Origin of the sequence: Agromyces sp. CCNWLW203 (assembly GCF_036576125.1) — a bacterium.
GTDB lineage: Bacteria > Actinomycetota > Actinomycetes > Actinomycetales > Microbacteriaceae > Agromyces.
Genome location: NZ_JAZHYX010000008.1, coordinates 78790 through 100873 on the forward strand (window position 1 = coordinate 78790; position 22084 = coordinate 100873).

Annotated in this window: 17 protein-coding genes; 11 read left to right on the plus strand and 6 right to left on the minus strand. The window is 70.5% G+C overall.

All coding sequences use genetic code 11. The annotated features are described in order from the left end of the window. The first annotated feature begins 13 nt into the window (after window positions 1–13). Entirely contained in the window at window positions 14–1135 is a 1122-nt protein-coding gene (locus VPH61_RS16975) for a carboxylate-amine ligase (RefSeq protein WP_332064690.1), read from the plus strand. A 189-nt stretch (window positions 1136–1324) separates the two neighbouring features. Here VPH61_RS16975 and VPH61_RS16980 read toward each other — a convergent pair whose 3' ends face one another. The 3 genes from VPH61_RS16980 to VPH61_RS16990 all read right to left on the minus strand — a co-directional run bounded on the left by VPH61_RS16980 (window position 1325) and on the right by VPH61_RS16990 (window position 4465). Further along, window positions 1325–1951, minus strand: coding sequence for a hypothetical protein (locus tag VPH61_RS16980; RefSeq protein ID WP_332064691.1), 627 nt, complete (start codon window positions 1949–1951; stop codon window positions 1325–1327). A 185-nt stretch (window positions 1952–2136) separates the two neighbouring features. After that, window positions 2137–2727: a hypothetical protein gene (locus VPH61_RS16985; RefSeq protein WP_332064692.1), complete on the minus strand. Its 591-nt coding sequence runs from the start codon at window positions 2725–2727 to the stop codon at window positions 2137–2139. Between the two features lie 76 nt (window positions 2728–2803). Then, on the minus strand, window positions 2804–4465 hold the full coding sequence (locus VPH61_RS16990; RefSeq protein ID WP_332064693.1) for an acyl-CoA dehydrogenase family protein: 1662 nt from the start codon (window positions 4463–4465) through the stop codon (window positions 2804–2806). Window positions 4466–4731: 266 nt separating this feature from the next. Here VPH61_RS16990 and VPH61_RS16995 point away from each other — a divergent pair, with 266 nt between their 5' ends. The 3 genes from VPH61_RS16995 to VPH61_RS17005 all read left to right on the plus strand — a co-directional run bounded on the left by VPH61_RS16995 (window position 4732) and on the right by VPH61_RS17005 (window position 11985). Next, on the plus strand, window positions 4732–6465 hold the full coding sequence (locus VPH61_RS16995) for an ABC transporter ATP-binding protein (protein WP_332064694.1): 1734 nt from the start codon (window positions 4732–4734) through the stop codon (window positions 6463–6465). Beyond that, entirely contained in the window at window positions 6462–8585 is a 2124-nt protein-coding gene (locus VPH61_RS17000; RefSeq protein ID WP_332064695.1) for an ABC transporter ATP-binding protein, read from the plus strand. The genes VPH61_RS16995 and VPH61_RS17000 overlap by 4 nt, the downstream gene beginning before the upstream one ends. Before the next feature lie 253 nt (window positions 8586–8838). Then, window positions 8839–11985 carry a M14 family metallopeptidase gene (locus tag VPH61_RS17005; RefSeq protein WP_332064696.1) on the plus strand — a complete coding sequence of 1049 codons (3147 nt, stop codon included), beginning with the start codon at window positions 8839–8841 and terminating at the stop codon, window positions 11983–11985. Between the two features lie 64 nt (window positions 11986–12049). Here VPH61_RS17005 and VPH61_RS17010 read toward each other — a convergent pair whose 3' ends face one another. Further along, the gene (locus tag VPH61_RS17010; RefSeq protein ID WP_332064697.1) at window positions 12050–13249 is read right to left on the minus strand and encodes a serine hydrolase domain-containing protein; all 1200 of its coding nucleotides are present in this window, start codon (window positions 13247–13249) and stop codon (window positions 12050–12052) included. 127 nt (window positions 13250–13376) lie between these two features. On the opposite strand from VPH61_RS17010, the gene VPH61_RS17015 reads away from it, so the two are divergent. The 3 genes from VPH61_RS17015 to VPH61_RS17025 are packed head-to-tail and all read left to right on the plus strand — an operon-like array spanning window position 13377 to window position 15794. Next, window positions 13377–14528, plus strand: a complete 1152-nt coding sequence (locus VPH61_RS17015) for an alcohol dehydrogenase catalytic domain-containing protein (protein ID WP_332064698.1) — start codon at window positions 13377–13379, stop codon at window positions 14526–14528. 43 nt (window positions 14529–14571) lie between these two features. Then, window positions 14572–15321: an SDR family oxidoreductase gene (locus tag VPH61_RS17020; protein WP_332064699.1), complete on the plus strand. Its 750-nt coding sequence runs from the start codon at window positions 14572–14574 to the stop codon at window positions 15319–15321. After that, window positions 15318–15794, plus strand: coding sequence for a MaoC family dehydratase (locus VPH61_RS17025; protein ID WP_332064700.1), 477 nt, complete (start codon window positions 15318–15320; stop codon window positions 15792–15794). The genes VPH61_RS17020 and VPH61_RS17025 overlap by 4 nt, the downstream gene beginning before the upstream one ends. Before the next feature lie 102 nt (window positions 15795–15896). Here the strand turns inward: VPH61_RS17025 and VPH61_RS17030 are convergent, their stop codons facing one another. Together VPH61_RS17030 and VPH61_RS17035 are read right to left on the minus strand one after the other, a co-directional pair. After that, window positions 15897–17135, minus strand: a complete 1239-nt coding sequence (locus VPH61_RS17030; RefSeq protein ID WP_332064701.1) for an acetyl-CoA C-acetyltransferase — start codon at window positions 17133–17135, stop codon at window positions 15897–15899. Window positions 17136–17202: 67 nt separating this feature from the next. After that, window positions 17203–18435, minus strand: coding sequence for an acyl-CoA dehydrogenase family protein (locus VPH61_RS17035; protein WP_442879125.1), 1233 nt, complete (start codon window positions 18433–18435; stop codon window positions 17203–17205). A gap of 89 nt (window positions 18436–18524) precedes the next feature. Between VPH61_RS17035 and VPH61_RS17040 the strand changes: the two genes are divergently transcribed. From VPH61_RS17040 to VPH61_RS17055, 4 genes are all read left to right on the plus strand, one after another. Next, the gene (locus VPH61_RS17040; RefSeq protein WP_332064702.1) at window positions 18525–19169 is read left to right on the plus strand and encodes a QsdR family transcriptional regulator; all 645 of its coding nucleotides are present in this window, start codon (window positions 18525–18527) and stop codon (window positions 19167–19169) included. A gap of 28 nt (window positions 19170–19197) precedes the next feature. Beyond that, on the plus strand, window positions 19198–19626 hold the full coding sequence (locus VPH61_RS17045; protein ID WP_332064703.1) for an acyl-CoA thioesterase: 429 nt from the start codon (window positions 19198–19200) through the stop codon (window positions 19624–19626). Between the two features lie 143 nt (window positions 19627–19769). Continuing rightward, window positions 19770–20867, plus strand: a complete 1098-nt coding sequence (locus VPH61_RS17050) for a phosphotransferase family protein (protein WP_332064704.1) — start codon at window positions 19770–19772, stop codon at window positions 20865–20867. A 3-nt stretch (window positions 20868–20870) separates the two neighbouring features. Further along, window positions 20871–22082, plus strand: a complete 1212-nt coding sequence (locus tag VPH61_RS17055) for an acyl-CoA dehydrogenase family protein (protein ID WP_332064705.1) — start codon at window positions 20871–20873, stop codon at window positions 22080–22082. Window positions 22083–22084 lie beyond the last annotated feature (2 nt).

The following is a 22084-nucleotide window of genomic DNA, read 5'->3' on the forward strand; positions in this document are numbered from 1 at the left end:
GGAGGGGACTGCGATGGCGGTGGTATCGACCTTCGGCATCGAGGAGGAGTTCGTCTTCCTCGATCCTGAGACCCTCCGGCCGAGGGATGTCGCGGGCGGCGCCTTCGACCACCTCAGCGCGCGCCCGGAGTGGGCGCGCATCACGCACCGGGAGTTCCTCGCCTCCCAGGTCGAGCACGCCTCGGCGGTGTTCACCAGGCCCGACGAGGCGCTCGCCTCCCTCGTGGGTTTCCGCCGCGCGCTCGCCGAGGAGGCGAAGCGGGCCGGGGTCGTCGTCGCGAGCGTGGGATCCCCGCCCGACGCGAACGCCTTCCCCACCATCACCGACCTGCCGCGGTACCTCCGCATCGTCGACGACATGGGCGGGGTCATCGCCGACCACCAGATCCAGGGCCTTCACGTGCACGTCGGTGTCGCCGACCACGACGACGGGGTGCGCGCACTCAACGTCACCCGCACCTGGCTGCCGCTCTTCTCGGCGATGACCGGCAACTCGCCGATCTGGCGCGGGCACGACACCGGATTCGAGAGCTGGCGCAACGTCTCGCAGCGCCGGTGGACCACGACCGGGTGCCCGCCGGTGTTCCGCGACGGTGCCGACTACGACCGTCGCCTGCGACGGCTGATCGGGGTCGGCGGCATGAAGGACCAGGCGATCATCATGTGGAACGCCCGGCTCTCCTCGCACCTGCCGACGGTTGAGCTGCGGGTCGCCGACGCGCAGCTCGAGGCCTGGTCGTCGGTGCTCGTCGCCGTGCTCTTCCGCGCCCTCGTGGCGTGCGTCGTCGACGAATCGCTGGGACTGGCTGCGGCGGTGCAGCCGAGCGCCGAGGCGGCTCCCGGGCCCGAGCTCTTGAACGCGTCGCTCATGCACTCGGCGCACTCGGGCCTGAGCGGCACCGTGCTCGACCCCGTGCTGGCCGAGCTGCGCCCGGCCGAGGAGACGGTAGAGCGCTGCATCCGCGTGCTTCAGCCGGCGCTCGAGGCGGCCGGCGATCTCGAGCTCGTGCGCCTCGGGGTCGAGCGCCTGCTGGCCGACGGCACCGGGGCCGCTCGTCAGCGGGCCGCGTTCACGGCCGATGGCATGGCGGGCCTGCGGGAGTTGTACGGGTCGACGTTCGCGGCTGCGGGGTGATGCGGGCGCTGCGGCGCCGTGCCGCTCGGCGACGCGGCCCGGCGCGCTGGCCGGCGCCGCGGGCCCGGGCGTGCTGCTCGGCTTCGACATATTGCAGGTGAATATGCTTCATAGGCGCATATACAGGCCCATGACGCGGATTCGCCTGCAAAATGTGCTGCGCAGTACCGCCCTCGTCTTCGCGCCGGCTCAGCAGCCGGGGCCCGACGGATTCACGTTGCAGTCGCCGTTCGTGAGCACCGTGTCGAACTCGCCGACGAGCACGCGTCTCGGTTCGCCCGCGACGGCGAGCGTGCCGGCGATCGCGCGCCAGCCGGAACCGGCGAACCGGTATTCGGCGCGAAGCACGACCTCGATCGCGACGGTGTACTCGCCCGATTCGGCGTACACGTGGCTCGTGCTCGTCGGGGTGAACTCGCGTTGCCCGAGTGCTGTCCAGGTCGCGCCGGGCCCGTCGGTTGCGACCGCCTCGCCGTCGCTGTGCTGCCAGCGGTACCCGACGGGCGTGAAGCGCACGTCGGCGGGTTGGCCGAGCAGCGTGCCAGAGACCACCTGCACGGATGCCGCGGCCACGAAGTTCGCCGGAAGTCCCTCGACCGCCCAGCCACCGGGCTCCATGTCGTTGCCCGGCTTCGCGGGAACAAAGGACGCGATGTCGCGGAGCGTGACGACGACCGCCGGAGCTGGGGCCAGGGCCGGGGGGTCTTCGGGCGTGGTCGGCGGGATCGTGCAACTGTCTGGCGCTATCGGCCTGCAGTTGTCGAGCTCCACCCCGAGAGCAAAGTCGACCGAGTTCAGCGCATCTTCTCCGTCCATCGGTGGCTCAAGCGGAGCGCCAGGATCCGGCACCGCTGGACTAGCTGGAGTCTCGGTACGGTCTTCGATTTCGATGACAACACCCGAATCAGTCACATTGCCAACGATGTAGTCGATCGAGTTGATGTCCCCTTCAACGTCAGCTCCTGCAAGCAAGAACGCCACCGCCACAAGGGTGGCGTTCTTTAACAGAAGTCGTCGCCCGACCACGACTGCGCTCCTGCAACTAGAAGGTGAGCCGGATCTCCTGCCGATGCCGACACCAGCTCAACTTGAATTGGCGCGCGGTCCTTCCTGTCGGTTGGCGTCACATCCTTCCCTGAAGCATCAAGAACACGCACCTCTGAGACATCGAGGCAGAGGTAAACGTCAACGGTTGCCGCACCGTCCGAATCGAACTGTTCGATCAGGCCAGCGCTGTCGAAGCGAGTTGAGCCCTCTGTCCGCGCGCCGCTTTCCTGCAGGCGCTGCAACGACTCCTTGATATTGGCGGCGTACTCCGACGTCGCAACATCATCAAGACCTGCGACGTCTGCGCCTCCCGCCGCCGTCAATAGATCTACGAGCGCAAGGTGCTCTGAGTATCCGGCTTCCGCCGCCGCGAGCGCCTCCTCGTCCGAGGCGAAAATGGGCTCCGCGGCATCCGCCGAAGGGCTCGGCGACGGCGTCGGGGCGCCGCCCGCGCATCCGCTCAGCAGCGCCGCCAGCGCACCGGCTGCGGCGAGCGCGGCGAACGCACCCGGGCGTGATCGCCGCGTCGAACGGGACAAGGACATGGCGATCACCCTAAGCGAGCACCCGGTGCCCGACGACGGATTATCCACAGGGAACAGAGCGAAGCAGAAGCACGACTCACGCCCGCGCGAGGATCCCCGTGACATCCGCTCCGCGCGGCAACACCCCGTACTGGCGCCCGCCCTCGTCGCCGAGGCGGGTGCGCACGAACGCATCGGCCACGGCACCGGGCGAGTACCGCAGCACGAGCGAGCCCTGCAGCACGAGGGCCAGCCGCTCGGTGAGTTCCCGTGCGAGGAGCGCGGCGCTCGCGGCATCCGTCGCCGACAGCTCACGCACGAGCGATCGCGCCGAGCCGAGCGCAGCATCGAACACGGGCGACTCCCCCGCGGCCTCGCCGACCTCGGCGAAGAACGCCTCGAACGCCTCGGGTTCCCGCGAGAGCACGCGCAGCACGTCGAGCGCGATGACGTTGCCCGAGCCCTCCCAGATGGCGAGCAGCGGCTGCTCCCGATAGCGGCGGGCGAGCGGGAACGCCTCGGTGTACCCGTTGCCGCCGAGGCACTCGAGCGCCTCGGCGGCGTGACCCGCCCCGCGCTTGCAGACCCAGTACTTCGAGACCGCCGTCGCGAGTCGCCGGAACGCCTGCTCGGCGCCATCCGCATCGTCGTCGTACGACCGCGCGAGCCGCATCGATGTCAGCGTCGCCGCCTCCGACTCGAGCGCGAGGTCGGCGACCACGGCTGCCATCGCCGGCTGGTCGATGAGCAGCGCGCCGAACGCCCGGCGATGCCGCACGTGCCACGCCGCCTCGGCCACCGCCTGCCGCATGCCCGCCGCCGAGCCGATCACGCAGTCGAGCCGAGTTCGCGTCACCATCTGCACGATGGTCGCGACGCCGCGCCCCTCGTCGCCGATGAGCCAGCCCGTCGTGTCGTCGAGCTCGATCTCGCTCGACGCGTTCGACCGGTTGCCGAGCTTGTCCTTCAGCCGCTGGATGCGGATGTCATTGCGCGAACCGTCGGGCAGCACGCGCGGCACGAAGAAGCAACTGAGCCCGTGCTGCGCCTGCGCGAGCACGAGGAACGCGTCGCTCATGGGCGCGCTGCAGAACCACTTGTGCCCGGTCAGCCCGTACTCGGCACCCCACGATCCGGACCCACTGCGACGCTCGGCCCGCGTCGTGTTCGCCCGCACGTCGGAGCCGCCCTGCTTCTCGGTCATCGCCATGCCCACGAGCGCCGACCGCTTGATCACGCCGCCACCGCCGAGCCCGGGTTCGTAGTCGCGACTCAGCAGCCGCGGCATCCATTCGTCTCGCAATGCGGATGCCGCGAGCTCGAGCGTCGGCACCGCGGCGTGGGTCATCGACACCGGGCAGGCGTGCCCGGGCTCGACCTGCGCGAAGAGCATGAACGCTGCGGCTCGATCGACGTTCGCACCGGGGCCGGGCGCGGCAGCGGCACTCGTGTGCGCCCCGGCGGCGACGGCCGCGCCGATCACCCGGTGATAGGCGTCGTCGTACTCGACCTCGTCGATGCGACGCCCCCAGCGGTCGAAGGCGTGCAGCACCGGCGGGTGCGTGTTCGCGCGCTCGGCATCGCGCTGGAACGGCGCCGACCCCACGAGCTCGCCGACGTCGACGAGCTCCTGAGCGGATGCCTCGCCGCCGCCGCGACCCCATCGCGCGACCGCCTCGACGAGCGGCGCGTTCGACGTGTACTCGTCGACGCCCTCGCGCGCCGGCACTTGGTTCTCGACCTCGTGGGTGCTCATCATCACGACCTCCGCGCCCCATTCTCGCGCCTTCGCAATGTGCTGATGGCCCGTGATTTCGCTCTCGGTGAACGCGGGGGACGGATGACCCACTCCCGCTTGCATCGCCCTGCCCGCCGTGTGAGGCTGTATCGCTGCAATGTCGTACGGGGGTGCGATGCTGCAGGTCGAGCGAGGGGTGTGGCTGCCCTGGCCGGTGCTGTGCGCGCACGAACGCGCCTCGGCAGGCGGTGTCCGTTCGATTCATCACTCCTCACAATGGAGACGCCATGCTCGGAAAAATCCTTGTCCGCTACCTGAAGCCCTACAAGTGGCTGCTGCTCGGTGTGCTGATCTTCCAGTTCATCTCGGCACTCGCCACCTTCTACCTGCCCCGCCTCAACGCCGACATCATCGACAACGGCGTCAGCAAGGGCGACACCGCCTACATCTGGTCGACCGGCTCGTTGATGCTCCTGATCTCCCTCGGGCAGATCACGGCGTCGATCATCGCCACCTACTTCGCGGCTCGCGCTGCGATGAGCGCCGGCCGCGACATCCGCGACCACGTCTTCGAGCGCGTCTCGGGCTTCTCGGAGCGCGAGGTGTCGAGGTTCGGCCCCGGCTCGCTCATCACCCGCAACACGAACGACGTGCAGCAGGTGCAGATGCTCGCGATGATGGGCGCCACGATGCTCGTCACCGCACCGATCCTCGCGATCGGCGGCGTCATCTTCGCCCTGCAGCAAGACGTCGGCCTCAGCTGGATCATCGCGGTCGCGGTGCCGACGCTGCTCATCATCGCGACGATCGTCATCAGCCGCATGGTGCCGCTCTTCCGCAGCTACCAGCACAAGCTCGACAACGTGAACCGCATCATGCGCGAACAGCTCACCGGCGTTCGCGTCGTGCGCGCGTTCGTGCGCGAGCCCATCGAAGAGGAGCGCTTCCGCGGCGCGAACACCGACATCATGGTCGTCGGCCGCAAGGTCGGTTCGCTCTTCGTGCTGCTCTTCCCGCTGTTCATGCTCGTGCTGAACGTGACCGTGGTCGGCGTCGTCTGGTTCGGCGCGTTCGCCGTCGACGCCGGCGACGTGCAGATCGGCACGCTGTTCGCCTTCATGCAGTACGTGATGCTCATCCTCACGGGTGTGCTCATGGCGAGCTTCATGACGATCATGATCCCGCGCGCCGCGGTCTCGGCCGAGCGCATCGGTGAGGTGCTCGACTCGACGTCGACCCTCCCCCGTCCCGAGAACCCGGTGACGGTGTTCCCGACGCCGGGTTCGGTCGAGTTCACGGATGCCGCGTTCACCTACCCCGGCGCAGAGCACCCCGTGCTCTCGGGCATCACGTTCGGAGCCGCTCGCGGCGAGACGGTCGCGATCGTCGGGTCGACGGGGGCCGGCAAGACGACCCTCGTCTCGCTCATCCCGCGGCTCTTCGACGCGACGGGCGGCAGCGTGAAGGTCGGCGGCGTCGACGTGCGCGAGGCCGACCTCGACCACCTGTGGGCGTCGATCGGCCTCGTGCCGCAGCGCCCGTTCCTCTTCACCGGCACGATCGCCTCGAACCTCCGGTACGGGCGTGAAGAGGCCACCGACGAAGACCTGTGGCACGCGCTCGAGATCGCCCAGGGCCGCGACTTCGTCGAGGCGATGGACGGCAAGCTGAACGCGAAGATCTCCCAGGGCGGCACGAACGTCTCGGGCGGCCAGCGTCAGCGACTCGCGATCGCCCGTGCGATCGTGCACCGTCCCGACATCCTCGTGTTCGACGACTCGTTCTCGGCGCTCGACCTCACGACCGACGCGAGACTCAGGCAGGCGCTCTGGCGAGAACTGCCCGAGGTGACGAAGATCGTCGTCGCCCAGCGCGTCTCGACCATCACCGATGCCGACCGCATCGTGGTGCTCGACGACGGCGGCATGGTCGGACTCGGTACGCACGAACAACTGCTCGAGACCTCGCAGACCTACCGCGAGATCGTCGAATCCCAGCTCGGGGTGGAGGCCGCACGATGACCGCACAGACACCACTCTCCGCAGAGGAGCAGCTCGAGATCGAGCTCGGCGAGCAGGCGCGCATCAATGCCGACGACTGGAGCGGCGCCGTCGCACCGGGCAAGGCGAAGAACTTCGGGCAGAGCTTCGGCCGGCTGGTCGGGCTCCTGAAGCCGCACGCCTTCGCGTTCATCTTCGTGTCGATCCTCGGCGCCCTCGGCGTCGTGCTCACGGTGCTCGCACCGAAGGTGCTCGGCGAGGCGACGAACATCATCTTCGCCGGCGTCATCGGGCAGCAGCTGCCCCCGGGCACGACGACCGAGCAGGCCGTCGACGGCCTGCGCGCCGCTGGTCAGGACGACCTCGCCAACGTCGTCGCGACCGCGGGCGTCGTGCCCGGCGAGGGCGTCGACTTCGTGCGCCTCAGCCAGGTCATCATCCTCGTGCTCGCGCTGTACATGGCAGCGTCGGTGCTCACCTGGGTGCAGGGCTACGTGATCAACGTCATCATGGTGAAGACCATGTGGCGCCTGCGCGAATCGGTCGAGGCGAAGATCAACCGCCTGCCGCTGAGCTACTTCGACAAGGTGCAGCGCGGTGAGCTGATCTCGCGGGTCACCAACGACATCGACAACATCACGCAGGCGATGCAGCAGTCCCTCTCGACCGTGGTCACCTCGGTGCTCACCGTCGTGGGCGTGCTCATCATGATGTTCACGATCTCGTGGCAGCTCGCCCTCGTGGCACTCGTGTCGCTGCCGCTCATGGCGGTCATCTTCGGCATCATCGGCCCGAAGTCGCAGAAGGCCTTCGGCATCCAGTGGCGCAAGGTCGGCCGCCTCAACGCCCGCGTCGAGGAGTCCTTCTCGGGTCACGCCCTCGTCAAGGTCTTCGGCCGCGAAGAGGACTCGCGTGCGAAGTTCAAGGCCGAGAACCAGGAGCTGTACGAGGCATCGTTCAAGGCGCAGTTCCTGTCGGGCATCATCATGCCCGGCATGATGTTCATCGGAAACCTGACGTACGTCGGCATCGCGGTGCTCGGCGGGCTCATGGTCTCCACCGGGCAGCTGCGTCTCGGCGACGTGCAGGCGTTCATCCAGTACTCGCAGCAGTTCACCCAGCCCCTCTCGGAGCTGGGCGGCATGGCTGCCGTGGTGCAGTCGGGCACGGCCTCGGCCGAGCGCGTCTTCGAACTGCTCGATGCCGAAGAGCAAGAGCCCGATGCAGCGGATGCCCCGGCGCCCGCCGATGGCGACGGCACGATCGTGTTCGAGCACGTCGCGTTCTCGTACACGCCCGAGCGCCCGCTGATCACCGACCTGTCGTTCCAGGTGGAGCCCGGTCAGACGGTCGCGATCGTCGGCCCGACCGGCGCCGGCAAGACGACGCTCGTGAACCTCATCCTGCGGTTCTACGAGCTGGGCTCGGGCCGCATCCTCGTGAACGGTCAAGACATCGCCGAACTCACGCGGCACGACGTGCGTGCGCGCACGGGCATGGTGCTGCAGGACCCGTGGCTGTTCGCGGGCACCATCCGCGACAACATCCGTTACGGCCGCCAGTCGGCGACCGATGACGAGGTGCTGGCCGCGGCGCAGGCGACCTACGTCGACCGCTTCGTGCACTCGCTGCCCGACGGGTACGACACCGTGCTCGACGAAGACGCGTCGAACGTCTCGGCCGGTGAGAAGCAGCTCATCACGATCGCCCGCGCGTTCGTGGCGCAGCCGTCGGTGCTCATCCTCGATGAGGCGACCTCCTCGGTCGACACCCGCACCGAGCTGCTGCTGCAGCACGCGATGGCCGCGCTCCGCGAGGGGCGCACGTCGTTCGTGATCGCGCACCGTCTGTCGACGATCCGCGACGCCGACCTCATCCTCGTGATGGAGCACGGCGACATCGTCGAGAAGGGCAACCACGACGAGCTCATCGCTGCGAAGGGCGCGTACTACCGCCTCTACAACTCGCAGTTCGAGCAGGCGGCGACCGACATCGACGCGGAGCTCGAGGCGATGGACGGCACCGTCGTCACCTCCGACGACGTCGACGGCGAGACCGCAGGGCTCGAAGCGGGCGACGCCGCGCCCGGCACCGCGCCCGGCGCCGCGCCCGACACGGAGGTAGATCCCGCGAAGATCTGACCCACTCCACCGAACGACGGCTGCCCGTCGGATGCCTCAGCCCGAGGCGTCCGGCGGGCAGTCCGCGTTCGACGGCGGACCCCTTGACGGCCACCGATCCCGACCGGAAAGATGAGGAAGGTTCGAACTCGGGCCGATCCGCCCCCGCTCGAGCAATCGTGGACACACCGTTTCCGAAGCGCCATCGCGCACAAGGGGGTACGCCATGTTCCGAAAGGGCACAGCCCGTTTCAGCACTGACCGGGTCAGCATCATGCGGCAACTCGCCATCGGCACCGCAGCGGCTCTGATCCTCACGGTCGTGAGCGTCACGCCGAGCGTGGCGAAGCCGGCGCCGCCGCCAGGCAGCGATGATCGACTCGCGGTCTACACGGGCACGGTGGACGCCGAAGGCCTCGCCGCCATCGTCGATCTCGGCGTCGATCGCCACGACGTGGTCGCCACGCCCGCCGCCGAAGCCGGCACCGTCGATGTCGAGGTGATCCTCTCGGGCGAGCAGGCCGCCGAGCTCGCGGAGGGCGGCACCGAACTCGCACCCAAGGCCTCGGCGCAGCGCCGCGCCCTGGCAGCCGGCGACGGCGTGTTCCGCATGTACTCGGGCGCGGGCGGCATCCAGGAGGAACTCGAGGCCCAGGCGGCCGCGAACCCCACGATCGCCGAACTCGTCGTCATCGGCCAGACCGTGAACGGCCAGGACATCTCGGCGGTGCGGGTCACGAAGAACGCGCCGAAGGTGAAGGACGGCAAGCGCCCGGCCACGGTGTTCTCCGCAGCGCAGCACGCGCGCGAGTGGATCACGCCCGAGATGGTGCGACGCCTGCTCGACCATGTGCTGACCGGATACGGCAGCGACGAGCAGATCACCGATCTCGTCAACACGACCGAGATGTGGTTCATCCCGGTCGCGAACCCCGACGGCTACGACTTCACGTTCCAAGAGGACCGACGGCTCTGGCGCAAGAACCTGCGTGACAACAACGGCGACGGGGTCATCGCACCGGGTGACGGCGTCGACCTGAACCGCAACTTCCCGACCCGCTGGGGCTACGACAACGAGGGGTCATCGCCGAACCCCGCGAGCGAGACCTATCGCGGCCCGGGGCCGGCCTCCGAGCCCGAGACCCAGGCGCTCGACTCCCTCTTCGCGAACATCACCCCCGAGTTCCTCGTGAACTACCACTCGGCTGCCGAGCTGCTGCTGCACGGCATCGGCTGGCAGGTCTCGACCCCGTCGCCCGACGACGTGATCTACGAGGCGATGGTCGGCGACGACGCGAACCCCGCGGTGCCCGGCTACGACCCCGACATCTCGGCCGAGCTCTACACGACGAACGGCGACACCGACTCGCACATGCAGGAGGCGTACGGAACGCTCGGCTTCACCCCCGAGATGGCGACCTGCGAATCGGCATCCGACTCCATCCCCGACGACGAGTGGCTGGCCGAGGACTGCCAGAGCGGGTTCAACTTCCCCGATGACGAGGGGTTGATCCAGACCGAGTTCGAGAAGAACATCCCGTTCGCGCTCGCGGTCGCGGAGTCGGCGCTCGATCCGGATGACCCGGTGTCGGTCGTCGATCGCGACGCCGCCGACTTCGTGGTCGACAGCTTCGACGTGTCGTACGGCGACCCGCAGCCCGTCGCGGTCACCGCGAAGCGGAGCCTCAAGGCGAAGGCGATGCACTACTCGATCAACGGCGGCGCTTCCGTGAAGGCCGAGATCGACGAGTGGCACGGCGGCGAGCGCTACGGCGACGAGAACGACGACTACTACGCCGAATACCGGGGTCTCGTGCAGGGCGCGAGCCCGGGCGACAGCGTCGAGGTCTGGTTCTCGGGGCAGACGACGCCCGCCGACCTCGGCCCGGGTGAGAAGCCGGGCAAGGTCGAGAGCGAGCACTTCACCTACGAACTCGCGCAGGACTCCGGCAGCCCGGTGCTCGTGATCGCCAACGAGGACTACACGGGAGTGAACCCGACGTATCCCCCGGGCACGACCGAGCCCAAGTACCTCGACGAGCACGTCGCCGCCATCGAGGCGAACGGCGTGACGCCCGACACCTGGGATGTCGACGCGCAGGGCGTGCCGCACCCGCTCGGGGTGCTCGCGCACTTCCAGTCGGCGTTCTGGTACCTCGGCGACAACCGGCTGACGCAGGACCCGGAGGATGCCCTGACCGACACCTTCCAGTTCGGTCCGCTGCCCGACCTCTCAGTCGCCGAACGGCAGCAATACCTCACCCTTGCGGTGCGCGACTGGCTGAACGAGGGCGGCAAGCTCGCCGTCACCGGCGAGACGACCGGCTACTTCGGTCTGCTCGGCGGCTCCCTCGGCGGCATCTACTACGGCCTCGACGGGGCGCCGGAGGAGGACTGCGTGGTGACGCAGGACTTCTTCTCCGACTGCCTGCTGCTGGCGGACGACTTCCACCAGTACTGGCTGGGCGGCTACGACCGCACCGCGCTCGCGGCGGAAGGCGTGATCGGCACGGCCGAGCCGCTGACGGGCGTCGAGGCGCTCTTCGGCGGACCGGCGACGGTCGACAACCCGATCGACGAGGTCGGCGCGTTCACCCCGACGAGCGAGGTGCTGCCGGTCGACGAGTTCCCGCAATTCGAGAGCTGGGCCGTCGCCGACTACCTCGAGGCCGAAGGCCGGGTGGTTCCGGTCGAGGGCGAGTGGGCGGTCGCGGCCACGCACATCGACGACGGCTACCAGCGGCTGGCGCGCAGGTTCGACCTCACCGGCGTGCCGGCGGCGAACGCACCGACGTTCGAGGCGCAGATGGCCTTCGAGACGGAGATCGGCTACGACCACGTGATCGTCGAGGCGCACGTCGTCGGCAGCGACACGTGGACGACCCTCCCCGACCAGAACGGCGGCACCTCGACCGCGGTACCCACCGAGTGCGAGGCCGGGTTCCTCCTGGCTGAGCACTCGAACCTCGAGCTGTACCTGACGGGCGGCAACCCCTGCCTGCCGACGGGCTCGAGCGGTTCGTGGAACTCGTTCACCGGGTCCTCCGGTGGCTGGGTGCCCGTCGCGTTCGACCTCAGCGCGTATGCGGGCAGTCAGGTCGAGGTCGTCGTGAGCTACGTGACCGACCCGTCATCGGGCGAGATGGGGCTCATCCTCGACGACACGAAGCTCGTCGTCGCCGGCGCCGACACCGAGGCCGAGGGCTTCGAGACCGGCCTCGGCGCGTGGGCGGTGCTCGATGCGCCAGAAGGCAGCCCGGGCAACAGCTCGAACTTCGAGCGCACCGAGGGACTCGGCGCCATCATCGCCGGCACGGCGACACCCGACAGCCTGCTTCTCGGCTTCGGCCTCGAGCAGCTCTCGTCGAACGACGAACGGGAGGCGATGGTCGAGCGCATGCTCGCCTACCTGCTCGGGTAGCGATTGCAGCGGTTCAGCGGATGCCTCGTCGCGACACGTTCGCGGCGGGGCATCCGCTCGTCGTCTACCTGCCGGCGATGGACGTCGCCGCCGCGCTCGCGCCGAGCGCCGCGTAGACCGCGCGCGTGTAGGCGTCGCTGCGCGCTGAACCGATGATGCCGGGCGACATCCGGTTCATGACGTAGGCGAAGGTGACGCCGCGGTCGACGTCGTCGATGACGATCGAGCCGCCCCAGCCGCCCCAGAACGCGACTCGGCCCTCGGGGATGTACGGCGTGCTCGCGGGGTTCGAGACCGCGAATCCCAGACCGAAGCGCAGCGGCAGCCCGAGCACGAGGTCGACGTTGTCGGTGTGCTCGGCGAAGATGCGGTCGATCGTCGCCGGGGAGAGCAGGCGCACGCCGTCGAGTTCGCCGCCGTTCGTGACGAGTGCGTTCAGGCGGGCGACCGATCGGGCGTTGCCCTGGCCGCCGGCACCGCCGATGCCGGCGGCCCGCCATTCGCGGGTCCAGGTGGACTCCGCATCGAGCGGCGGGCCGGTGTACGTCTTGAAGGCGGGCGACTCGGGCGGCATGGCCGAGAAGTCGAGCCGGATCGGGGGCGGCGGCACGACGTTGCTCACCCGGTGGTCCTCGGACTGGGGCAGGCCCAGCCAGAAGTCCGCGCCGAGCGGGCCGGCGATCTCGGCCGCGACGAACGCGCCGAGCGAGCCGCCGGTGATGCGGCGCACGAGTTCGCCCACGAGGTGGCCGTAGTCGAGCAGGTGGTAGCCGGATGCCGCGCCCGCCGGCCACCACGCCGGCTGCGCCGCGAGACGTGCGGCCGCGGCATCCGCGTCGAGGATCTCGGCGCTCGTGATCGGCGCCGCCCAACCCGAGACACCCGAGGTGTGCATCAGCACGTGCTTGACGAGCACGCCCTGCTTGCCGGCCGCGGCGAACTCGGGCCAGTAGTGGGCGACCGGGAGCTCGGGGTCGAGCGCGCCGCGGTCGATGAGCACGAGCGCGGCGATCGACGTGACGGTCTTGGAGATCGACCAGACGTTCGTGATGGTGTCGTGCTGCCACTCGGCGGTGCGGTCGGGGCTCGACCAGCCGCCCCAGAGGTCGACGACGGGTTCGCCGTCGACGATCACGGCGAGCGAGGCGCCGAGTTCTGCGCCAGAGGCGAGTTGCGCCTCGAACTCGTCGCGGAGGCCCGCGAAGTCGTCGTGCACGTGTCCGTGGACGGGCGCCGGCCCGTCGGCGGAAAGGGGAAGGCTCATCGTCGAGGCTCCTCTGGTCGGATGCGGAGTGGTGCCGTGGCTTCGATTCGCGAGCATACCGCGCGGTCGGTATGCTTGTCACGCGCGGTGTCGTTCGACCCGCCCGGGCACGTCGAGGAGGACGCGCATGCAGATCACGGGAGCGGTGCTCGAGACGTCGGGCGCCGAGGCGCCCTTCGCGCAGTCGCGTCCGTTCACGATCGGGCCGCTCGAGCTCGACCCGCCCGGCCCGGGCGAAGTGCTCGTGCGCATCGAGGCCGCGGGCATCTGCCACTCCGACCTCAGCGTCGTCGACGGCAACCGGCGCCGGCCGACCCCGATGCTCCTCGGCCACGAGGCATCCGGCATCGTCGAACGACTCGGCGACGGCGTGACCGACCTCGCCGTCGGCACGCGCGTGGTCATGACCTTCCTCCCCCGCTGCGGCGAGTGCAGCGAGTGCGCGAGCGACGGCCGGCTGCCGTGCCGCACGGGCAGCGCCGCGAACGCCGCCGGAACGCTCGTCGGCGGCGGCATACGCCTCCGCCGGGGCGGCGAGACCGTGCACCACCACCTCGGCGTCTCGGCGTTCGCGAGCCACGCGGTCGTCAGCCGCACCTCGATCGTGCCCGTCGACGACGACGTGCCGGCCGAGATCGCGGCACTGCTCGGCTGCGCCGTGCTCACCGGCGGCGGCGCCGTCATCAATGCCGGCCGCCCGGCGCCCGGCACCCGGGTCACCGTCGTCGGCCTCGGCGGCGTGGGCATGGCGGCGCTGCTCGTCGCGGTCGCGCTCGGCCACGAGGTGATCGGCGTCGACGCGGTTGCCGCCAAGCTCGAGACGGCGCTGCGCCTCGGCGCGAGCGCGGCGTACTCCCCCGACGACGCGATGCACGCGGCATCCGGCAGCGGCGGCGACGGTTCCCGTGACGGCGCAGCGGATGCCGCGGCGCGCGCGCCCCTCGTGATCGAGGCCGCCGGCTCGGCGAGGGCGTTCGAGACCGCGTTCGCGCTCACCTCCCCCGGCGGCACCACCGTGACCGTCGGGCTGCCGGCGCCCGCCGCTCGCGCGAGCCTGTCACCGCTGACCTTCACCGCCGAGGCCCGCACCGTCATCGGCAGCTACCTGGGTTCAGCGGTGCCGGCGCGCGACATCCCGCGCTACGTCGAGCTCTGGCGGGCCGGGCGCCTGCCCCTCGAGCTTCTCGTGTCCTCGCGCATCCGTCTCGACGAGCTCGACACCGCCATGGATCGCCTCGCCGACGGCGGAGAGCTCCGGCAACTGATCACCTTCGACTGACCCGCTCCACGAAGACCGACCCCGCTTCACGAAAGGACCACGCATGACCCGCACCGCCATCGTCACCGGAGCCGCACGCGGCATCGGAGCCGCCACCGCCATCCGCCTCGCCGCCGACGGAAACGCCGTCGCCGTGCTCGACCTCGACGCGGCATCCTGCGCCGACACCGTCGCCGCCATCGAAGCGGCGGGCGGGCGCGCGATCGCCGTCGGCGCGAACGTCGCCGACTCGGCGGCGGTCGCCGACGCCGTCGCCCGGGTCGCCGACGAGCTCGGCGCGCCGACGATCCTCGTGAACAACGCCGGCATCCTCCGCGACAACCTGCTGTTCAAGATGACCGACGACGACTGGGACGCCGTGCTCGCCGTGCACCTCCGCGGCGCGTTCCTCATGGCCCGGGCCGTGCAGGCGCACCAGGTCGAGGCGAAGTGGGGCCGCATCGTGAACCTCTCGAGCACCTCGGCGCTCGGCAACCGGGGCCAGGCGAACTACGCGGCGGCCAAGGCGGGCATGCAGGGCCTCACGAAGACGCTCGCGATCGAGCTCGGCCGCTACAACGTGACCGCGAACTCGGTCGCGCCCGGCTTCATCGCCACCGACATGCTGCGCCAGACCGCCGAGCGCATGGGCATCACGAACGAGCAGCTGCTCGAGGGCGCGGCCAAGGAGATCCCGGTGGGCCGGGTCGGCCAGCCCGAGGACGTCGCGGCCGCGGTGTCGTTCTTCTGCTCGGAGGCGGCCTCGTTCGTCTCCGGTCAGGTGCTCTACGTCGCGGGAGGGCCGAAGGCATGACCACCACGACCGGCACTCCGCTCACGCTGCCCTCCCCCGCGGCACTGCTCGACGCGGTCGGCGCCTCCCTCGGGCCCGGCGCCTGGTTCGAGATCGACCAGGCGCGCATCGAGCGGTTCGCAGATGCGACCGACGACCACCAGTGGATCCACGTCGACGTCGAACGCGCCGTCGCCGGCCCGTTCGGGGCGCCGATCGCGCACGGGTTCCTCACGCTCTCGCTGCTCACGGCGCTCGCGACGCCGCTCCTCGAGGTCGGAGGCGTCGCGATGGGCGTCAACTACGGGTTCGAGAAGGTCCGGTTCCTGCAGCCGGTGACGGCGGGCTCCCGCGTTCGCGCCGTCGGCACGCTCGCCTCGGCCGAGCCGTCGGGCAGCGGCATCCGCGTGGTGCAGGACCTCACGGTCGAGATCGAGGGCTCGGAGCGCCCGGCACTCGTCGCCCAGTGGGTGACGCTCATCGTTCCAGGCTGACGCGTGCACAGAAACAGGAAGACACGTCGACCGAGTCGGCGTGTCTTCCTGTTTGTGGGGCACCCCGGTCTGAGGCACCTGTTCTCGGCGCGACCTGGGCGGCTACACGCGCTCGAGCACGAGGGCCATGCCCTGCCCGCCGCCGACGCACATCGTCTCGAGGCCGTAGCGTCCGCCGGTCGCGGCGAGGCCGTTGATGAGCGTCGAGGTGATGCGAGCCCCGGTCATGCCGAACGGGTGCCCGACCGCGATCGCCCCGCCGTGCACGTTCAGGCGCTCGGGGTCGACGCCGAGCTCGCGCGCCGACGGGATCACCTGGGCGGCGAACGCCTCATTGAGCTCGACGAGGTCGATGTCGTCGATCGAGAGGCCGGCGCGGGCGAGCGCCCGGCGCGAGGCCTCGACCGGGCCGAGGCCCATGATCTCGGGCGAGAGGCCGCTGACCCCGGTCGAGACGATGCGCGCGAGCGGGGTGAGCCCGAGCTCGTCGACGATGCGGTCGGAGACGACGACCACGGCCGCGGCACCGTCGTTCAGCGGGCAGCAGTTGCCCGCCGTGACGGTGCCGTCGGGGCGGAACACCGGGTCGAGCCCGGCGAGCGCCTCGACCGTGACGCCCGCACGCGGGCCGTCGTCGGCCGACACGACGGTGCCGTCGTCGAGGGTCACGGGCGTGATGTCGTTCGCCCAGAAGCCCGAGGCGATCGCCGCCTCGGCGCGCTGCTGGCTGCGGGCCGCGAAGGCGTCCTGCTCGTCGCGCGTGACACCCCGGAGCTCCGCGACGTTCTCGGCCGTCTGCCCCATGGCGATGTACGCGTCGGGCAGCAGCCCGTCGGCACGGGGGTCGTGCCAGGGGCGCAGGCCCGCGGCATCCGCCCCGCCGACGGCGCGCGCCTCGGTGCGCGCCATCGCCTCGTCGAAGCGCGCGTTGGTGAGCTTCTCGCCCGGGATGTAATCGCTCGAGCCGCGCATCGCATTGCTCACCGACTCCACGCCGGCGGAGACGAACACGTCGCCCTCGCCCGCCTTGATCGCGTGGAAGGCCATGCGCGTGGTCTGCAGGCTCGACGAGCAGTAGCGATTCACGGTCGTGCCCGGCACGCCGTCGAGCCCGAGCAGCACCGAGACGATGCGCGCCATGTTCATGCCCTGCTCGCCGCCTGGCATGCCGCAGCCGAGCATGAGGTCTTCGACGCGCGCCGGGTCGAGCGCGGGCACCCTGGCGAGCGCCGCCTCGACCATGCGGGCGGTGAGGTCGTCGCCGCGGATGCCGGCGAGCGACCCCTTGCGGGCGCGGCCGATGGGCGAGCGGGCGGTGGCGACGATGTAGGCCTCGGTCATGGGGCGATCCTCTCGAGTGGTGCGGTTCGGGTCAAGGGCGGTGCGGATGCCGCGCGGCGGACGACGCTCAGACGAAGGCGGCGATGCCCGTGATGGCGCGGCCGACGATGAGCGTGTTCATGTCATACGTGCCCTCGAAGGTGTAGACGGCCTCGGCGTCGGCGAAGAACCGCGCGGCGCCGTGATCGAGCTGGATGCCGTTGCCGCCCATGAGCTCGCGGCAGCGGGCGACGACGTCGCGCATGCGCTTGGTCGCGAAGGCCTTGGCCATGGCCGAGTGGTGGTCCTTCTGGGCGTCTTCGTCGAGCATCTCGCTGACCCGCACGCAGAGCGCGATCGAGGCCGTGATGTCGGCGAGGGAGTCGGCGAGCTTCTGCTGCACGAGCTGGAACGAGGCGATCGGCTTGCCGAACTGCACGCGCGTCTTCGCGTACGCGAGGGCGGCTTCGTAGGCGCCGACGGCGACGCCGATCGCCTGCCACGCGACATCCGCTCGGGTGAGGCGCAGCACGATCGCGACATCGCGGAAGCCGTGGATCTCCTGGAGCCGGTCTGACTCGGGCACGACGACGTTCTCGAGCACGATGTCGGCGTTCTCGACGGCGCGGAGCGACTGCTTGCGCTCGATCTTCGTCGCGGTGAAGCCCGCGGCGGGCTGGCGTACGAGGAAGCCCTTGACCTGGTCGTCGGCCGTGTCGCGCGCCCAGATGACGACGACGTCGGCGAAGGTGGCGTTGCCGATCCAGCGCTTGGCGCCGTTCAGCACCCACTCGTCGCTGCCGTCGGTGCCTGCGCGACGGATCGCCGTGGTCTCCAGGCCCTTGGCCGTGTCGGAGCCGTGCAGCGGTTCGGTGAGCCCGAAGGCGCCGATGAGCTCGCCGCGCGCCAGCGGCGCGAGCCACTCGGCCTGCTGCTCGGGCGAGCCGCCGACGGCGATGGCGTTCATCGCGAGCCCGGAGTGCACGCCGATGAAGGTCGCGGTCGACGGGTCGACGCGCGCAATCTCGAGGGCGATCCAGCCGCGGTAGACGGCCGAGTTCTCGAACTGCGCGACCTCGGGGATGCCCGAGCCGAAGAGGCCGAGCCGGGCGAAGCCGGGGATGAGGTGGCGCGGGCTCGTCGTCGCCTCCCAGCGGTCGTCGGCGCCCGGGCGCACCTCGCGCTCGAGGTAGTCGCGAATCTCGGCCACCGAGGCCTGCTCCTCGGGGGTGAGTCGGTGCATGAACCCGTAGAAGTCCGCGTCGAGCGCGGGGGCGGGGGCCGTCGAGGCCGGGGACTGCTGGTCGAGTGTGAGGGTCATCGCTGCTCCGTTCGTCGGTGAACACGTCCACTATGCATCATTTTTCAGAATGTTGCATGAGAATCCGTTCGGGCGGGTAGAGTTCCGGCATGCCGACGACCACGGGAACCACCCACGAGATCGCCGAGGTGGGCCTGCGCGCCGCACCCTCGTGGCTCTCCGAGCGCCTCGCCGACGGCGCCCACGCCGACGCGGTGCGGGCGTTCGAGCTCGCCCGCGAGACGTTCATCGAGGGTCGGCGCATCGATATGGGCGCGCTCGCGACGAAGCTCGGCGTCGACCGCACCTCGCTCTTCCGCTGGGTCGGCAACCGCGACGCCCTGCTCAGCGAGGTGCTGTGGTCGCTCGCCGTGCCGACGCTCGTCATCTCGGAGCATGCCACCGAGTCGCTGCACGGCGCCGAGCGCGTCGCCGAGCAGCTGTCGAGCTTCGCCGGCGCGCTGATCAGCGCGCAGTACTTCCGCGACTTCCTCCGCCGCGAGCCGGCACGCGCGCTCCGCCTCCTCACGACGACCGAGTCGGAGATCCAGCGGCGCTACGTCGCCACGGCGCGCTGGCTCGTCGAACGCGAGCTCGGCGATCGGCCGCTCGGCGGTGCCATCACCCCCGACGAGCTCGCCTATCTGCTCGTGCGCGTCTCGGAGTCCTTCACCTACGCCGACCTCATCGCGGGCGACACCCCGAGCGAGGCCCGCGCCCGCCGTGCGTTCCGCATCCTGCTGCGGGCCGACTGACGCCGCGTCGACCGAGGAGAGCACCGCCGTGACCCACCGCCCCGAACGCCGCCCGTTCACGACGCGCTGGAACGACAACGACCAGTACGGGCACGTCAACAACACGGTCTACTACGAGGCGATGGACACCGCCGTGAACACGTGGATGATCGAGCACGCCGGTCTCGACCCGCACGGCGACGAGCCCATCGCGCTCGTCGTCTCGTCGAGCTGCGAATTCCGCGCGCCGGCGTCCTTCCCCGAGCCGCTCGAGGTGGCGATCGGCGTCGAGCGCCTGGGCTCCTCGAGCGTCACGTGGTCTCTCGGCATCCACCGCGCAGGCGGCGAGGGCGCCGGCGCCGACGGCGCCATCGCCGAGGGCCGCTTCGTGCACGTGTTCGTGGATGCGGCGAGCCGACGACCGGTGCCGATCCCGGCCGGCATCCGCTCGGCGATCGAGCGACGACTGCTCGGCTGACACCGTCGCCGAGCGGATGCCGCGCACTCGCGTTTCCTGAACATACCGACCGCGCGGTATGCTTTCGTGACGAGCCGCCCACGGCGCTCGTGAACGCACCACGGCGGTGCAGGCACCACGGCGGTGCCGGAAGGGCGATCTCGATGACCGACACCCCAGGGCTGAACCTCGCGGGCTTCTCAGCGTGGCTCTCCGAGGCGCACCCCGACCTCGCCGGCACCGGCACCGGCACCGGCCCGACGCTGCGCGCGACGCTCATCGCCGGCGGGCGCAGCAACCTCACCTACCGCATCGACGGCCCGCGCGTGCCGCTCATCGTGCGCCGGCCGCCCCTCGGCCACGTGCTCGCGAGCGCCCACGACATGGGCCGCGAGCACCGGGTGATCAGCGCCCTCGCGGGCTCCGGCGTGCCGGTGCCGCCCGCCGTCGACCTCGTCGACGACACGTCAGCCGCTCGCGTGACCGGCACCCCCTTCTTCGTGATGCACGTCGTCGACGGCGTCGTGCTCGCCGGCCCCCGCCAGAACGCCGACTACACGGCCTCCGGGCTGCACGGACTCGGACTCGAGTTCGCCGCGACGCTCGCGCGGCTGCACACGCTCGACGCGACATCCGTCGGCCTCGCCGACTTCGGTCGCCCCGACGGCTACCTCGACCGGCAACTGCGCACGTGGCGGCGGCAGCTCGAGGCCTCGCGCAGCCGTGAGCTGCCCGAGCTCGAGCGCCTGCAACAACACCTCGAAGAGCGGATGCCGCCGGCCGGCGACCTCCGCAGCGGCATCGTGCACGGCGACTACCGCCTCGACAACGCGATCATCGCGGGCACGGCCGATGCGCCGCGCATCGCCGCGATCCTCGACTGGGAGATGGCGACGCTCGGCGACCCGCTCGTCGACCTCGGCATGCTCGGCATGTACTGGAACATCGCCTCGCTCGCGCCTGACGCGGTCGGCCTCACCCGCAGCGCGGTCGACCCGGCCGCGGGGTATCCCGAGTTCGACGAGCTCGTCGACCACTACGCCGAGGCGGCCGGCATCGCGGCTCCCGACCTCACGTGGTACCGCGCGTTCGCGGCGTACAAGCTCGCCGTGATCCTCGAGGGCATCCACTACCGCTATCGCCAGGGCCAGACCCTCGGCGACGGCTTCGACCGCATCGGCCAGCTGGTCGAACCGCTCGCGAGCACGGGCCTCGCCCACGCCACCGGCTCGACCGCCACGAACTCGACCACGGGAGTCTGACGCATGGAATTCAGCCACGACCAGCGCGCGCTCGACCTCATCGACCGCGTCGAGGCGTTCGTGCACGAGCGCGCGATCCCGGCCGAGCCGGTGCTCGACGAGCAGCTCGCCGCGACACCCGACGAGTGGCGGTTCCGGCCCGTCGTCGACGAGCTGCGCGCGGCCGCGCGAGCCGAGGGCCTCTGGAACCTGTTCCTGCCCGGCGAACGCGGCGCCGGGCTCACGAACGTGCAGTATGCGCCGCTCGCCGAGCGCACGGGCTGGTCGCCGCGCCTCGCGCCGGTCGCGTTCAACTGCGCCGCCCCCGACACCGGCAACATGGAGGTGCTCGCCGACTTCGGCACCCCCGACCAGCAGGCCGAGTGGCTCGAGCCACTGCTCGCGGGCGACATCCGCTCGTCGTTCTGCATGACCGAACCCGACGTCGCGTCGTCGGACGCCACGAACATCGCGACCCGCATCCGCCGCGACGGCGACCACTACGTCATCACCGGTCGCAAGTGGTGGTCGACTGGCGCGATGAACCCCGATGCCGCGATCTTCATCGTCATGGGCCAGACCGACCCCGAGGCCGACCGCCACCGGCAGCAGTCGATGATCCTCGTGCCGCGCGACACCCCCGGGGTGCGCGTCATCCGCCCGCTGACCGTGTTCGGATACGACGACCGCGACCACGGCGGCCACGCCGAGATCGCCTTCGACGACGTGCGCGTGCCGGCCGCGAACCTCATCGCGGGCGAGGGCGAGGGTTTCGCCATCGCGCAGGCCCGGCTCGGGCCCGGCCGCATCCACCACTGCATGCGCGCCATCGGCATGGCCGAGCGCGCCCTCGCCCTCGTGCAGCAACGCGCGAACGCCCGCGTCGCGTTCGGCCGGCCGCTCGCCGAGCAGGGCGTCGTTCGCGAGTGGGTCGCCGAGTCCCGCATCCAGGTCGAGTCGCTGCGCCTGCTCGTGCTGAAGACCGCGTGGCTCATGGACACCGTCGGCAACCGCAGGGCCATGACCGAGATCCAGTCCATCAAGATCGCCGTGCCCCGCGCCGTGCAGCAGATCCTCGACCGGGCCATCCAGCTCTTCGGCGCCGCCGGCGTCTCGGGCGACCAGCCGCTCGCCGAGATGTTCGCGGGCGCCCGCTCGCTGCGCCTGGCCGACGGACCCGACGAGGTGCACCTGAACGCACTCGGCCGCGCCGAGCTGAAGGCGCCGCGGCGCTGAAG

Excerpts from the sequence above, each read along its gene's own strand:
- VPH61_RS17005 (WP_332064696.1), top strand. The coding sequence starts at position 8,839 with ATGCGGCAACTCGCCATCGGCACCGCAGCGGCTCTGATCCTCACGGTC.
- VPH61_RS17025 (WP_332064700.1), top strand. The coding sequence starts at position 15,318 with ATGACCACCACGACCGGCACTCCGCTCACGCTGCCCTCCCCCGCGGCA.
- VPH61_RS17035 (WP_442879125.1), bottom strand. The coding sequence starts at position 18,435 with ATGACCCTCACACTCGACCAGCAGTCCCCGGCCTCGACGGCCCCCGCC.
- VPH61_RS16975 (WP_332064690.1), top strand. The coding sequence starts at position 14 with ATGGCGGTGGTATCGACCTTCGGCATCGAGGAGGAGTTCGTCTTCCTC.
- VPH61_RS17000 (WP_332064695.1), top strand. The coding sequence starts at position 6,462 with ATGACCGCACAGACACCACTCTCCGCAGAGGAGCAGCTCGAGATCGAG.
- VPH61_RS17010 (WP_332064697.1), bottom strand. The coding sequence starts at position 13,249 with ATGAGCCTTCCCCTTTCCGCCGACGGGCCGGCGCCCGTCCACGGACAC.
- VPH61_RS16995 (WP_332064694.1), top strand. The coding sequence starts at position 4,732 with ATGCTCGGAAAAATCCTTGTCCGCTACCTGAAGCCCTACAAGTGGCTG.
- VPH61_RS17055 (WP_332064705.1), top strand. The coding sequence starts at position 20,871 with ATGGAATTCAGCCACGACCAGCGCGCGCTCGACCTCATCGACCGCGTC.
- VPH61_RS16990 (WP_332064693.1), bottom strand. The coding sequence starts at position 4,465 with ATGATGAGCACCCACGAGGTCGAGAACCAAGTGCCGGCGCGCGAGGGC.
- VPH61_RS16980 (WP_332064691.1), bottom strand. The coding sequence starts at position 1,951 with ATGGACGGAGAAGATGCGCTGAACTCGGTCGACTTTGCTCTCGGGGTG.
- VPH61_RS17015 (WP_332064698.1), top strand. The coding sequence starts at position 13,377 with ATGCAGATCACGGGAGCGGTGCTCGAGACGTCGGGCGCCGAGGCGCCC.
- VPH61_RS17040 (WP_332064702.1), top strand. The coding sequence starts at position 18,525 with ATGCCGACGACCACGGGAACCACCCACGAGATCGCCGAGGTGGGCCTG.
- VPH61_RS17020 (WP_332064699.1), top strand. The coding sequence starts at position 14,572 with ATGACCCGCACCGCCATCGTCACCGGAGCCGCACGCGGCATCGGAGCC.
- VPH61_RS16985 (WP_332064692.1), bottom strand. The coding sequence starts at position 2,727 with ATGTCCTTGTCCCGTTCGACGCGGCGATCACGCCCGGGTGCGTTCGCC.
- VPH61_RS17050 (WP_332064704.1), top strand. The coding sequence starts at position 19,770 with ATGACCGACACCCCAGGGCTGAACCTCGCGGGCTTCTCAGCGTGGCTC.
- VPH61_RS17030 (WP_332064701.1), bottom strand. The coding sequence starts at position 17,135 with ATGACCGAGGCCTACATCGTCGCCACCGCCCGCTCGCCCATCGGCCGC.